This window comes from Agromyces laixinhei (assembly GCF_006337065.1).
Lineage (GTDB): Bacteria > Actinomycetota > Actinomycetes > Actinomycetales > Microbacteriaceae > Agromyces > Agromyces laixinhei.
In genome coordinates, this window is sequence record NZ_CP040872.1 from 921197 (window position 1) to 933271 (window position 12075).

Here is a 12075-nt window from a genome sequence, read left to right on the forward strand (position 1 = left end):
GCGGAACCCCCACAACGGGGCACGAAGCCGCAACGCAGATTCCTGAGGCCCATCGGTCCCGCCGCTACCAGCGGCGAACGCGCGCGTGGCCTTGAACCCGATGCCGCTGTACGCGCCGATGCCGTGATCTTCGTGCCGGTCAAGCCGGCAGCCGGGAACAACGAACGCCCGCACATGGTTCGCTTCACCATGACGACCATTGGAATCATCGGAGCAGGACACATCGGCAGCCAGGTCGCGCGCGCGGCGATCGGGGCGGGCTACGACGTGGTCATCGCCAACTCGCGCGGGCCCGAGACGCTCGCAGACCTCGTCGCGGAGCTCGGTCCGAACGCGCGCGCTGCAACGGCGACGGATGCCGCGACCGCGGCGGATGTCGCCGTCGTGACGGTGCCCTTCAAGGCCTACGCGTCGATCCCCGTCGAACCGCTCGCCGGCAAGATCGTGATCGACACGAACAACTACTACTGGGAGCGCGACGGCCGGGTGCCCGCGCTCGACGAGGGCCGCGACACCGTCTCGGGCATGCTGCAGAAGCACCTGCCCACGAGTCGGGTGGCCAAGGGCTTCAACCACATCCGGTCGGGAGAGATCACGACCGACGGCGCGCCTGCAGGGTCGTCCGAGCGTCGGGCGCTGGCGACGGCGAGCGACTTCGACGATGCCGCGCAGTTCGTCGCCGACCTCTATGACCAGATCGGCTTCGACACGGTCAACGTGGGCCCGCTCTCCGAGAGCTGGCGCATCGAGCGCGACCAGCCGGCCTACGTCGTGCCGCAGACCCGCGACGAGCTCGTCGCGAACCTCGCGAAGGCCGAGCGGCAGGTCGCCGCCGCGTAGACACCGGCCGGTTCAGTGCCGGTGGGCGGTCGCGAGATCCTCGGCGATCGGGGCATCCGACGGCGTCACCGAGTCGTCGCGCGCGTCGATGGCGCGTTCTGAGGCCCTGACCTCGATCCGATCCTCGAAGAAGAACCGCGACAACAGCACCTGCACCCGCCGCGCGACGGTCAGCCTCCCGCGCTCGTCGGGCCGTAGCTCGAGCGGCCGGGGAACGTCGACCGACCCGATGCGCCGCCGCTCGTGCTCGCTCACCGGCTTGTGCATCTCGACGTACTCGCCGCCGGGCATTCGCACGATGCGCCCGGTCTCGAAGCCGTGCACGAGCAGCTCGTGGTCTTTGCGCTGCAGGGCCAGGCACACGCGCTTCGCGATGAAGAACGCGGTCGCGGGGCCGAGCACGAGCGTCGCCTGCAGCACCGTGATCACGCCCTCGAAAGTCACCGAGAAGTGCGTCGAGATGAGGTCGGCGCTCGCCGCGATCCAGAGGGTGCCGTAGAAGACGATGGCGGCGACGCCGATCGCGGTGCGGGTCGGGGCGTTGCGCGGGCGGTCGAGCAGGTGGTGGTCGCGGTGGTCGCCCGTGATCCACTCCTCGACGAACGGGTAGACGACGATGAGCAGCATGTACGCGGTCACCACGGCGAGGGGCACGAGCAGGGCGAGCGTCCACGTGCGGTCGAGCCACACGAACTCCCAGCCGACGGGCACGAGTCGCAGCGCCCCGTCGAGAAAGCCCGTGTACCAGTCGGGTTGGCTGCCGGCGCCCGCGTCGGTGGGCGACGCCGGGCCGTAGAGCTGGATCGGGTTCACGGTGACGAGCGCCGAGATCAGCAGAATGAGCCCGGTGACGATGAACATGAGCCCGCCGGCGCGAGCCGCCGCGTTCGGCAGCATCGGCACGCCGACGATGTGCTGCTCGGTGCGCCCGATGCCGGGGAACTGCGGCGGCCGGTGGTGCCACGCCGCGAGCGCGCGCGTGGCGACGAGCGCGATGAGCAGCGCAGGCACGACCGCCACGTGCAGCGGATACAGGTACTCGATGATCTGCCCCGGAAACTCGCCGCCGAAGAGCAGGAAGCTGAGCCAGGTGCCGACGAGTGGGATGCCGCGTGCGATGCCCTCGGTGATGCGCAGGCCGGTGCCCGACAGCATGTCGTCGGGCAGCGCGTAGCCGCTCCAGCCGCCGGCGAGCGCGACGACGAAGATGAGGAAGAGCAGCACCCACATGGCCCGGCGCGGCCGCCGGAACGCCCCGGTGAAGAACGTCGTCAGCAGCTGCATGATGATCGACGCCGGCAGCAGCAGCCCGGCCCAGTGGTGCGCCTGCCTGATGAGCAGGCCGCCCGGCACCTCGAACGAGATGTGCATGGTCGACGCGAACGCCTTCGAGACCTCGGCACCGTGCAGCGGAGCGTACCCGCCGGAGTACGTCGTCAGTTCGCTCGACGGGGTGTACCAGAACATCAGCAGCACGCCGGTGACGGTGATCACCACGATGCAGGCGAGCGTCACCACGCCGAACAGGTTCGTCCAGTGGCTCGGCACCCTGCGCCGCCGAAGCTCGGCGGTGACGTCGCCGATGCGGCGGCCGAAGATCGTGGTGTTCGCCGCCCGCCCGGCGAGTCGGTCGGTGACCGAGGTGCGCGCCGGGCTCCGGCCGTCGGGCCGGTGGCCCGGGCCCGCCACGAACTCGCCACGAGGTTCTTCCACGGTGCTTCGCATGTGCGGCTTCTCCAATCGTCCTCACTACATACGACTGAGAAGCAGGTCGAGTTGTGACATCCGTCGGCCATGAAAGCCAGCGGATGTCACGACGTCGAGAGAGTTCGTCACGAAACGCCGGTGCCGGAGTGCCGAAGTGCCGGAGTGCCGAAGTGCCGAAGTGCCGAAGTGCCGCGACTCGGATGTCGGTGGCCCGCTCTAGCGTCGGAATCTTCGGCCCCGGCCGGAGTCAGCTAGGGGCACGACCATGAGTTCGGACTCTCACCTCTCCGCGATCGCTGCGAGGCACCTCGGCATCGCAGATGCATCGGAACGCCGCATCGAGCGGGCGCGGTTCGTCGCAGACATCAACGATCTCGAACTGCGCCTCGCCATCATCGACGATCGGTTCGAGCGGCTCGCGAGTCGCAGCGACGAGCGCTACCAGGACTGGCGTCGCGACACGGCCACGAAGTGTCGAGACCTCGCGATCCGCGCGCGCTCGCTCGAGGATGACGGCCGGCTCGAGGCGCACCTTCGGCGCCAGGTCGCTGCGGTGCTCGTCACGATCCGTGCGCGCGTCGCGGCGCTCGACGCCCGGCGCAGCGCGCTGCTCGACCGGCGGTCGCGCGCGCGAGTCGAGAGTTGACGTTTCGCCTCGTTGATTCTCCGGCTGTGGTCGGTGGTCGGTGGTCGGTGGTCGGTGGTCGGTGGTCGGCGGTAGCGTCGTGATCTTCGGCTCGACCGGAGCCACAGCAGCAGGAGCCTTCAGATGACGCCCCAATCAAGAAAACCTCTCACTCGGGATCGTGGCTCGCGACCTGGCGAACACGGCATGCCCGCAACCCCGTGGTTCACCTTTGCGGTGATTGCGTTCCTCTCCGTGGCTGGTCTGCTGGTCTGCATCCAAGCGCTCACGATCGTCTACGAACTGCGCGACACAGCTGGTTCTGCCGAGACCCCGGCCGTGGGCCGGGCAATCGAGTCCCTCGCCGAATTCGGCCGTGCCGCATCACAGGAATCGATGACCTTCGTCACGGCCATGCTCGGCCTCGTCATCGCGCTGCACGCGGGCTCTGCGCTTCGAGCTGATCGATCGGTCTCGTCTCGTCCCGACGGCGAGCATCGGATCTTCGCACTGCTCGCTGCCATCGCGGCGATCGCAACCGGAATCTGGATTGGGCTCCTCCTCGTCGGCGGCTGGAGGGGAATGGCAGCTGCGCCTGCAACGGCCGCGTCGATCGTGATCGGTGGAGCGACCATCGTGCTCGCGGCTTGGGTGGGCAGACTCTTCGTGCCGCCGCTCACCACGCAGATCGCGGTAGTCGAGACCCAGATCGCTGAGGCGAGCGCACGCCTTGCTCAAATCGGCGAACCTGAGCGCGGCCGCTGGGCCGACTTCGGAGCGCGCTGCGCGCTCGCCGCGTGGATTTGCGTGCCGCCGATCGTGATGATCTGGGTGGTCGTGCGCGTGGGCCAGGGTGAGGGGTACTCCGCCACGCTCATTGCGAGCGCGATGACGCTCGCGAGCGTACTGATCGGCGCGGTGCTTGCTGCCGGTTGGCTCTCATGGGCAGGTACCCGCGGCGTCACGTCGATTTTCAGGCGCAACGTCTCGATAGTGGCCAGGGTCATGGGTGTTCTCGGAATCCTCGCGATCTGCGTTCCGTTCGCGCTGGATCCCGACCCCGTGAGCCAGATCGCGGCGGCGCTGCTCATCGGATGGGCCATTGTTGTTGTGCTCGCGTTCTGGCTGCCGTCCACCACTTTCATCGGTCTGAATCGTTGGTCGGCAGCGCACGCACTCGACGTCTCCGTAGCAGCGAGTCTCCGAGCTCGAGTGAGCAGGCTCGACGATCGACTTGATGTGCTGCGAGGCGAGCGTCGTCAGCGTCGCGTTGATGGGGGCCGTCGTATTCGGGGAGCCATTCGTCAAGGGACTCCGAGGTCAGATAGCCGAGACCAGGTGACGCAGAATGGGCTGCTGTTCGACGAACAGTAGTTCACGCCGCCGGGGATCGTGGCGCCGCGGCATCCGCTCGCTCAGCTCCGCGGTGCCGGTCTCTCGACCTGTTCGCTGTCGCTCGATCGCGCGCGCGCCCAGCGCAGCGTCGATCGCATCGAGCAGTGCGGGCGCGTGCGTCGTGACGGTAAGTCGACCTCGGGCCCGGCATCGACGAGCAGGTCGACATCGCTCGAGCGCGGCGGCATCCGAATCGCGTGTCGTTACTCGACCGGTATATCGCCGGGGCGGCTCGATCAGGCGCGACAGGTGTGCCACCGACTCGCCGGTGGTACACTGACGGCATGCCCACCATCCGCCCGCGGTTCCAGGTGACTGAGACGCCCGAGATCGAGCGCGCGCTTCGGCTCGCCTCGGCGGCATGGCCTGACGTGCCGCGGCATGAGCTCGTCAGCCGGCTGTTCAGCACGGCTGCGGCCGAGCTCGATGCCGAACGCGAGGCTGCACGTCGGGATCGAATCAGCGCGGTCGACTTCACCGCGGGTGCGTTCGACGTCGCGTACGCGCCGGGCTACCTCGAAGAACTTCGCACCGAGTGGGCTGAGTGATCGGGTGGGCCGAGTGACCGAGTGGGCCGAGTGATCGTGCTCGACGCGAGTGTGGTCATCGCGCACCTCAGCTCGCACGATACGCATCACGAGCGTGCTGTGGCGTTCTTCCGCGCGAACGTGGCCGAGGCGTTCGTGATGCACTCGTTGACCATGACCGAGATCCTGGTCGGGCCGATCCGTGTCGGGCGCAGTGAAGCGGCGGAGCACGCGCTCGCAAGCCTCGGCATCAGCGAGTGGATGCCGCCGGCCGGGAGTGCAGCGCGTCTCGCCCGAGTGCGCGTCGAGTCGGGGCTGAAGCTTCCCGATTGCTGCGTGCTCGATGCTGCGCTGAGCAACCGCGGCCGCATTGCGACCTTCGACGGGCGTCTCGCGCAGGCCGCGCACGATCTCGGCGTCGAGGTGATCCAGCCGGGTTGACGGGCGTCCGCCCGCGGTCACTCGGGCGCGAGGCCGAGGTCGCGGATGAGGTACACCCACGGGAAGGCGCGACACGCCACGATCCAGCCGTCGTCTTCGTCACGCCGTGATGGGCCCCGCCCCACGATCCGCTTGTGCTGCCACTGCGTGACGGTGCGAACCATGCGGTGGCGCAGCATGCCGGCCTCCACCGTGTGCCAGCCCGCTCGCCCGGCGAGCTCGAGTTCGGCCATCTCGTCGAACGCGGTGACCGGGCCGAGCCAGCGATATTCGGTGTCGTCGTCCGCGACATCCGCTCGGCTTGTATCGCCGAAGCGCTGCTGCGCGGCCTGCCTGCTCATGCCGAGTTCGGCGCCGATCGCCGACCAGCTGACACCGCCTGAGCGAGCCGTCTCGACGGCCTGTCGCAGGATGGCGCGCACCTCGCGTTCAGCCTCGTCGCTGGCCCGGATGAGGGCGAGATGGCCGTCGTGACCGATCTCGCCGCCGCCGGCGACCTCGACGGAATCGAGAATCGCGAGCGTGACCGCGTCGCCGACGCTGCTCATCGCTCGTCGTCGCGGCTGGGCAACCACCAGCCGTCACTCTCGCTCGACCGGTTGTGCGATGAGAGCCACCCGAGCGTGCCGGCCAAGAGCACCGTGCCGGTGATGGTCAGCACGATGCCGATGCCGATCAGCATTCCTCGAACGAACCCCTCCAGCAGGAGGATGCCCAGCATGGTGGTGGAGACGCCGAGCAGTATGGCGCCGAAGCCGGTCGACCATCCGGCGATGAGGTGACGGTTCATTGGCCGGCGCATGCGTCAACGATAGATTGACACTTCGGAGGATGTCAAGTAATGGTTGACATCGTCAGTGGTTGCGAGCGGCGATCGTAGGATGGAGCATGGCCGGTTTCAGGGTCAGGCGTTTCGGGGTCGGGCGCAGGCGCGCTGCGCACGAATCCGAGGCCCACGACGCCGATTTGGCGAAACGCGCCGGAGCAGCCCTGGTCGCCGCCGACGAGCGCATGCGCCTCACCGCCGACGAACTCGGCTTCGCCGAAGCCGAGCTGGGATCTGGCGCCACGGCGCAATCGAGCGAAACGCTCGTCACGGTGCGCAGCCAATTGAACGCTGCCTTCCGGTTGAACCGGCTCAACCACGATGTGGCTGCTACCGCCGCCATCGGGAGCGCCATCGAGGCGCCCGCCGGCGTCACACCCGGCGCCCCCGGCGGCGTCACAACCGGCGCCGCCTCGTCCGCAGCCGACGACGCGCGGGCCCGCAACCTGCGCATCCTGCAGTTGTGCGAGTGGGCCGAGACCGTGCTCGACGCGCAGACCGCCGCCCTCGCCGACCGGGCGAAGCGCGCGCGGCATGCGCCAGAGATCATCGCTTCCGTGCGAGTCGACATCGAGCGCATGCGCGCCCGGATCCCATACGCCCGCGCTGTCACCGACCATCTCGCCGCCCGGTATTCGAGCGCGGCGCTGGCCCGGGGGCAGGTGAACCCCGCCGAGGCCGAGCAGCTGCTCGGGTTCGCCGAACACAGCGTGGGCGTGGCAGAGCTGCGGCGTTCGGCCGGCCACGGCGAGCAGGCGGATGTCGCGCTCGAGGCATCCGTTGCATCGGTGCGGCGAGCTGCGACGCTGCTCGATGCGGTCGAGACGTTCGAGGTCGAGGCATTGCGTGCGGAATCCGCGCCGGCAGCGGTCGCCGGGGAGTCCCGTCGGGACCTCGCCGCGGCGGTCGCGGGGCCCGAGCCGCCGGCGGCAGCTCCGGCGCCAGCGGGGGACCGGGCGATGCATCCGGCCCCGACCGCGCACCACATGCACCACATGCACCACATGCACCACCTGCACCATGCGCTCGAGCACGCCGACCGGAAGCTCGACATCGCCCGTGACGCCATCGCCGGCCACCCCGGATGGATCAGCGCGGAGGCGCTCACGCGGCTGGCCGAGTCCGAGCACATCCGGGTCGTTCTCACGCACTTCCTCGGCGGCTCCGCGGCGATCATCATGACGGACGATCGCCGCGAGCAGGTGATCGCCCTCGCCCAGCGGGTCGCGTACCTCGCGAGCGAATCCCTGCGCCAGGCCCGGCGTGACATTGCAGCGTCGCGGATGTCGCGGGCGTACGCATAGCTGCAGTCGGGTTCATTCGAGCTCATGTCGGTGGGCCGTGCGAGGCTGCCATCATGTCGCCACACCAGCACACGATTCCCATGACCATCGATTACATCGAGATCTCCGTCACCGACCTGGCCGCTGCGAAGGCGTTCTACGGCGAGGCGTTCGGGTGGGAGTTCACCTCGTACGGAGACGAGTACGCGGGCATCCGCACGGCCGCCGAAGAGGGCGGCGATGAGGCGGGCGGGCTCAACCTCGTCGACGAGGTCACGCGCGGCGGGCCCCTGGTGCTGCTGTACAGTGACGACCTCGACGCCACGGTCACCTCGGTGACGCGGGCCGGCGGGCAGATCGTGAGCGGCCCTTACGAGTTCCCCGGTGGCCGGCGCTTCCACTTCCTCGATCCGAGCGGCAACGAGCTCGGGGTATGGGCCTCGCAGTAGAGGTGCGGGATTCTCGCGCCGGCCGCGGCGCCGGGCCGTAGCGGCGCGGGTCGCGTACCAGGCGGGGGACGCCGGCTCAGTGAGTCAGCGTCGAGCGGTTCGGCGCGGTGCTCCACAGCGCCCACGCGATGAGCACCGGCTGCAGCCACAGTCGCACGAATCGCGCGCGGTCGGTGCGCAGAAGCGGCGCGGCACGACCGGTGCGCCACTGGTGCACGTTGCCCGGAAACACCGCGACGAAGAACGCGGCGATCAGGGCGCCGATCCGGCGGCGTTCGCGGGGCAGGCCCACGACCGCGGCTCCGAGCATGATCTCGACCGCGCCCGATGCCACCACCACCGCGTCCTTGTCGATCGGCGCCGACTCGACGACCCAATCGGGCACGACGATGCGGTAGCCCTTCCGGGCCCAGAACAGGTGCGACAGCCCCGAGAAGACGAGCAGCGTCGCGAGCAGCCACCGGGCGATCGAGCGGGCGACGGCCATCGGGCGAATTCGGTCGCGTCGTCGTCGGCTCATGGCGCCATTGTCGCATCCGACTCGGTCGAGTGGGGCACCGATGGCCGATGCGCAACCCCCGTGCGGCGTGACATCCGTCGCCCTATTCTGAACGCACCGAACGCTGAACGCACCGAACGAGGAGGGCGAACATGAGCGACACCACCGGACGCGACGATCGGCTGCCAGACGACCGGAGCGTGCCAGGCAACCGGAGCGTGCCGGGCAACCGGAATCTGCCGGACGACCGCGACTTCGCCGACGACGCCGACGAACAGGAGCGACTGCGCGCCGAGCACGACGAGGAGCTCGGCGTCGATCCGTTCTTCGAGGGAGCGAACATCACCGAGAGCGACGGTCCCGACCTCGAATCCGGTGACGACCTCGACACCGGAGGCGGATTCCGCACGCCGCGCGGCTGACGCATCGCGCTGGGTGTCAGTTCGCCTGTGCCAGCGTGACGAGGTTTCCTTCCGGGTCTTGGAGATACGCGAGACGCCCACCCCACGGCATCAGGGCAGGCGGCCTCAGCACCTGTGCGCCGGCCCCGCTCGCCGTCTCGGTGGAGTCATCCAGGTTCTCGACGTAGACGAAGAGCTCGTGCCGCGGCCCGGGCCCGTTTCCCTCTCGGGGAGAGGTGCGGCGATTCATACTGGAGCACTGGGGCGGCAAGTGGGCCGCAGGGAGGAACCGTGGAGAGTCTCGCGCTCGGCGTCATCACCGCCACGACCGTCGTCGGCACCATGTTGCACCTTCGACGGACCGGTGGTCGCTTCCGGTTTCCGAAAGTGACGCTCGTTGTGGCCGCGGTCACGTTGGTCATCAGTGTGCTCGGGGATCTCGATCAGCACGTCCTCGATCTGTTCGGCCGCGACCGATCGCAGTTGCTCGACGGCGAATGGTGGCGCATGATCACCCCGCTCTTCGTGCAGGACGGCGCGTGGCTCGGCACGATCTTCAACATCAGCTCACTCATCGTGATCGGGCTCTGCGCCGAGACGCTGTACAACGGCCTGACGTTCGTCTGCGTCTACTTCGCTGCCGGAATCGTCAGTGAAGCATTCGCGTACACGCTCATGCCGCATCAGGGGTTCGCCGGCAACTCGGTCGCGAACATGGGTGCCGCGGGTCTGTGCCTCGTCACCCTCTGCGCCGCCGGTGCGGTTTCGGTGAGGATCGTCGGAATCACCGGTGTGCTCGGCGGGATCGTCCTGATCGCCACCGGCGACCTGCATGGAGTCGGCTTCGCCGTCGGCGCGGTGGCGGCGCTCATCGCGATCTTCCGATCGCGACGACGCCAGCCGTCCGGTGGCGCCGGTCTCCGGTCCTAGTCGGCACGTTCACCCGTCGCAGTGTGCGTGCCTGCGTGCCCACGCCGATCGAGTCGTTGCAGCAGCGCATGCACGGGGCCGATGAGCACGAGCAAGACCATCGACCAGTACCCGATGCCGGGAAAGGTGACCGAGACGAGGAAGACGACCGCGAACATGACTGACGCGATCGTTTCCGCGCGGATGTCGCGGCGCAATTGCCGCTCGGGGATGCTGTGCAACTCGGGGTGGCGCTGGGTGTACATGCCGATCGCAGCCATGATGACGCTGGTGGCGAAGAGTGCTCCGATGTAGAGCGCCTTCTGCACGATGTCGTTCGGCACGAGGCCGAAGGTCGCGGTGGTCACGGGTAGCCACACGATCGTGAACATCCACGCGATGTTCAGGCGGCAGGATCAGCAACGTCATCGCGATCGCCACGACCGCGTCGGTGAACGCCTTGATGCGTTCGGCTGTCATACCTCTCGCTCCCCCTGCAGGCTCGATGGCGACGCCGGTCGGCGGCGCACCTGGTAGCGGAGGTGCAACACCCGGTTGCCTTGAATGACCTCGTCAGGATCCTCCAGCAGGTGCTGCCCGTTGATCGACCCGAAGTAGCGCTTGCCCGACCCGAGCACGACGGGTGCGACATCCATTCGCACCTCGTCGACCAAGCCGGCGGCGAGCACCTGACCGCCGACGTCGCCCGCAGCGACCTCGACGATGCGGTCACCCGCGAGCTCCTGCGCCGTGGCCACGGCCGCCTCGATGCCGTCGACGAAGTGAAACGGCGCGTTGGGGTCCCAGCCCACGGGCGCAGGCCGGTGTGTCACCACGATGACGTGGTCGATCCCGCTCGGGGGCGTCCCGTCCCAGCCGTCCGTGATGTCGAAGACGTGACGTCCGGCGATCGTCACGCCGATCTGGTCCCAGTACGGCCGGATGTGGTCGTACGACGCTTGCGACACGTTCAGTACGCCGCTGTCGTCCAGCGGCACGGCACCGCTCACCAACCATTCGAACAGTGCGCCGGGATCGTCGTCGTCGGCCGCAATGAATCCATCCACCGAGACCGACGCATTCATGACCACTTTCCCCATGGGTTCCTCCTCTGTCTGGGGCCCAGTCTCGCGGGTCGTGTGCGGTCGCTCTTGTAAGAAATCAATCGGCCGGCAGCGGCCAGCCTTCCAGGGCGTGGTCGGGGTGTTCGCGGAGGAAGCGCTGCCGGACTTCGACATACCGCGTCGGCGTGAGCCCGGTGTACTCCCGGAACTCGTGCACGAAGTGGGCCTGGTCGAAGTAGCCTGCGCCGGCGGCGACGTCGCCCCAGTCGCGAGGTGCGGCGACATCGAGCGCCAACACGGCGGCGGTGAACCGGTAGCTGCGCGCCAGCCGCTTCGGCGTGACACCGATGATCTCTTTGAACCGCTTCGCCAAGTACGTGCTGCTGGCGCGGGCCGCCGGGCCGAGGTCGCCGATCGGCACCGCTCCGCCGGTCTCCGCGATGGCGCTGCTCATGTGGCGCACGACGTCGAGGCCGTTGATCGCCCGCATCCGTCGCACCAGCTCTTCCTCGAGCAACGTCAGCATGTCGTGCGGTGCGTCCGCCACGGCCAGTCGGCGTCGCAATTCCGCGGTGGCGGGCGGGCCCCAGATCTGCTCCACCGTCGCCGGTCGGTCGCACAGTTCGGCCGCGGGCACCGGAAGGAACGGTGCCAGCCCCCACGGCCTGAAGTGCACGCCAACGGACCGGGTCGGGGTCGGGTAGCCGAACTCCCAGGCACGGGTGGGCGTGGCGACGACGCAGCCGTCGGCGTATTCCACGGCTTCGACGTCGGCGCCTGCGCGGATGAGAAACGGCGCTCCGAGATTGACGATGAGCAACGGCGCGGGCGCCGCCGGCAACATCAACCGGGCGTACGGCGGGACGCCCTCCAGGTAGTAGAGGTCGTCGATCAGCCCGTCCAGCGGCGGTCGCGGCGCTCTCGACACGTACTCCACGCCCCCAGTATCGCCGACGCTCCGTCGGCGCCGCGGTATCGCCGACGCTCCGTCGGCGCCGCGGTATCGCCGACGCCCCGTCGGCGCCGCGCGCGCGATGGTCCAGCTGTTGTCGCCGGCACTCGCCTCAGCGCGGTCGCGGCTGCGTTCGCGCTCGGGAACCGATGAGATC

At 68.8% G+C, this 12075-nt stretch carries 17 protein-coding genes; 9 read left to right on the plus strand and 8 right to left on the minus strand.

The features are described from left to right. Positions 1–189 precede the first annotated feature (189 nt). Complete coding sequence (locus tag FHG54_RS04315; RefSeq protein ID WP_233437872.1) at positions 190–840, plus strand: NADPH-dependent F420 reductase; 651 nt, start codon at positions 190–192, stop codon at positions 838–840. A 12-nt stretch (positions 841–852) separates the two neighbouring features. Here the strand turns inward: FHG54_RS04315 and qcrB are convergent, their stop codons facing one another. Further along, entirely contained in the window at positions 853–2565 is a 1713-nt protein-coding gene (gene qcrB, locus FHG54_RS04320; protein WP_139416179.1) for a cytochrome bc1 complex cytochrome b subunit, read from the minus strand. Positions 2566–2812: 247 nt separating this feature from the next. On the opposite strand from qcrB, the gene FHG54_RS04325 reads away from it, so the two are divergent. The 4 genes from FHG54_RS04325 to FHG54_RS04340 all read left to right on the plus strand — a co-directional run bounded on the left by FHG54_RS04325 (position 2813) and on the right by FHG54_RS04340 (position 5535). Further along, the gene (locus FHG54_RS04325) at positions 2813–3193 is read left to right on the plus strand and encodes a hypothetical protein (RefSeq protein ID WP_139416180.1); all 381 of its coding nucleotides are present in this window, start codon (positions 2813–2815) and stop codon (positions 3191–3193) included. A 186-nt stretch (positions 3194–3379) separates the two neighbouring features. Further along, positions 3380–4546, plus strand: a complete 1167-nt coding sequence (locus tag FHG54_RS04330) for a hypothetical protein (RefSeq protein WP_139416181.1) — start codon at positions 3380–3382, stop codon at positions 4544–4546. Between the two features lie 305 nt (positions 4547–4851). Next, positions 4852–5115, plus strand: a complete 264-nt coding sequence (locus FHG54_RS04335; RefSeq protein WP_139416182.1) for a hypothetical protein — start codon at positions 4852–4854, stop codon at positions 5113–5115. Between the two features lie 21 nt (positions 5116–5136). Then, positions 5137–5535, plus strand: a complete 399-nt coding sequence (locus tag FHG54_RS04340; protein ID WP_139416183.1) for a type II toxin-antitoxin system VapC family toxin — start codon at positions 5137–5139, stop codon at positions 5533–5535. A gap of 17 nt (positions 5536–5552) precedes the next feature. Here the strand turns inward: FHG54_RS04340 and FHG54_RS04345 are convergent, their stop codons facing one another. Together FHG54_RS04345 and FHG54_RS04350 are read right to left on the minus strand one after the other, a co-directional pair. Further along, entirely contained in the window at positions 5553–6083 is a 531-nt protein-coding gene (locus FHG54_RS04345; RefSeq protein ID WP_139416184.1) for a hypothetical protein, read from the minus strand. Then, positions 6080–6325, minus strand: coding sequence for a hypothetical protein (locus FHG54_RS04350; protein ID WP_168197100.1), 246 nt, complete (start codon positions 6323–6325; stop codon positions 6080–6082). The genes FHG54_RS04345 and FHG54_RS04350 overlap by 4 nt, the downstream gene beginning before the upstream one ends. Before the next feature lie 71 nt (positions 6326–6396). On the opposite strand from FHG54_RS04350, the gene FHG54_RS04355 reads away from it, so the two are divergent. Both FHG54_RS04355 and FHG54_RS04360 read left to right on the plus strand, forming a co-directional pair. Further along, the gene (locus FHG54_RS04355; protein WP_139416186.1) at positions 6397–7665 is read left to right on the plus strand and encodes a hypothetical protein; all 1269 of its coding nucleotides are present in this window, start codon (positions 6397–6399) and stop codon (positions 7663–7665) included. A gap of 80 nt (positions 7666–7745) precedes the next feature. Next, complete coding sequence (locus FHG54_RS04360) at positions 7746–8093, plus strand: VOC family protein (protein ID WP_139416187.1); 348 nt, start codon at positions 7746–7748, stop codon at positions 8091–8093. A gap of 76 nt (positions 8094–8169) precedes the next feature. On the opposite strand, the gene FHG54_RS04365 is transcribed toward FHG54_RS04360, so the two are convergent. After that, positions 8170–8613: a DoxX family protein gene (locus FHG54_RS04365; RefSeq protein ID WP_233437873.1), complete on the minus strand. Its 444-nt coding sequence runs from the start codon at positions 8611–8613 to the stop codon at positions 8170–8172. A 131-nt stretch (positions 8614–8744) separates the two neighbouring features. Between FHG54_RS04365 and FHG54_RS04370 the strand changes: the two genes are divergently transcribed. Continuing rightward, the gene (locus FHG54_RS04370; RefSeq protein ID WP_139416188.1) at positions 8745–9014 is read left to right on the plus strand and encodes a hypothetical protein; all 270 of its coding nucleotides are present in this window, start codon (positions 8745–8747) and stop codon (positions 9012–9014) included. A 16-nt stretch (positions 9015–9030) separates the two neighbouring features. Here the strand turns inward: FHG54_RS04370 and FHG54_RS04375 are convergent, their stop codons facing one another. After that, entirely contained in the window at positions 9031–9243 is a 213-nt protein-coding gene (locus FHG54_RS04375) for a VOC family protein (RefSeq protein WP_139416189.1), read from the minus strand. A 41-nt stretch (positions 9244–9284) separates the two neighbouring features. Between FHG54_RS04375 and FHG54_RS04380 the strand changes: the two genes are divergently transcribed. Further along, positions 9285–9923, plus strand: coding sequence for a rhomboid family intramembrane serine protease (locus FHG54_RS04380; protein WP_139416190.1), 639 nt, complete (start codon positions 9285–9287; stop codon positions 9921–9923). Here FHG54_RS04380 and FHG54_RS04385 read toward each other — a convergent pair. From FHG54_RS04385 to FHG54_RS04395, 3 genes are all read right to left on the minus strand, one after another. Further along, positions 9920–10294, minus strand: coding sequence for a hypothetical protein (locus tag FHG54_RS04385; protein WP_233437874.1), 375 nt, complete (start codon positions 10292–10294; stop codon positions 9920–9922). The genes FHG54_RS04380 and FHG54_RS04385 overlap by 4 nt on opposite strands. An 84-nt stretch (positions 10295–10378) precedes the next feature. Beyond that, positions 10379–11002, minus strand: a complete 624-nt coding sequence (locus FHG54_RS04390; protein WP_139416192.1) for a dihydrofolate reductase family protein — start codon at positions 11000–11002, stop codon at positions 10379–10381. A 61-nt stretch (positions 11003–11063) separates the two neighbouring features. Further along, on the minus strand, positions 11064–11903 hold the full coding sequence (locus FHG54_RS04395) for an AraC family transcriptional regulator (RefSeq protein WP_139416193.1): 840 nt from the start codon (positions 11901–11903) through the stop codon (positions 11064–11066). Between the last annotated feature and the right edge of the window lie 172 nt (positions 11904–12075).

Bases quoted from the DNA above. Each gene is read 5' to 3' on its own strand.
- FHG54_RS04315 (WP_233437872.1), top strand. From the start codon at position 190: ATGACGACCATTGGAATCATCGGAGCAGGACACATCGGCAGCCAGGTC.
- qcrB (WP_139416179.1), bottom strand. From the start codon at position 2,565: ATGCGAAGCACCGTGGAAGAACCTCGTGGCGAGTTCGTGGCGGGCCCG.
- FHG54_RS04325 (WP_139416180.1), top strand. From the start codon at position 2,813: ATGAGTTCGGACTCTCACCTCTCCGCGATCGCTGCGAGGCACCTCGGC.
- FHG54_RS04330 (WP_139416181.1), top strand. From the start codon at position 3,380: ATGCCCGCAACCCCGTGGTTCACCTTTGCGGTGATTGCGTTCCTCTCC.
- FHG54_RS04335 (WP_139416182.1), top strand. From the start codon at position 4,852: ATGCCCACCATCCGCCCGCGGTTCCAGGTGACTGAGACGCCCGAGATC.
- FHG54_RS04345 (WP_139416184.1), bottom strand. From the start codon at position 6,083: ATGAGCAGCGTCGGCGACGCGGTCACGCTCGCGATTCTCGATTCCGTC.
- FHG54_RS04350 (WP_168197100.1), bottom strand. From the start codon at position 6,325: ATGAACCGTCACCTCATCGCCGGATGGTCGACCGGCTTCGGCGCCATA.
- FHG54_RS04360 (WP_139416187.1), top strand. From the start codon at position 7,746: ATGACCATCGATTACATCGAGATCTCCGTCACCGACCTGGCCGCTGCG.
- FHG54_RS04365 (WP_233437873.1), bottom strand. From the start codon at position 8,613: ATGAGCCGACGACGACGCGACCGAATTCGCCCGATGGCCGTCGCCCGC.
- FHG54_RS04370 (WP_139416188.1), top strand. From the start codon at position 8,745: ATGAGCGACACCACCGGACGCGACGATCGGCTGCCAGACGACCGGAGC.
- FHG54_RS04375 (WP_139416189.1), bottom strand. From the start codon at position 9,243: ATGAATCGCCGCACCTCTCCCCGAGAGGGAAACGGGCCCGGGCCGCGG.
- FHG54_RS04385 (WP_233437874.1), bottom strand. From the start codon at position 10,294: ATGTTCACGATCGTGTGGCTACCCGTGACCACCGCGACCTTCGGCCTC.
- FHG54_RS04390 (WP_139416192.1), bottom strand. From the start codon at position 11,002: ATGGGGAAAGTGGTCATGAATGCGTCGGTCTCGGTGGATGGATTCATT.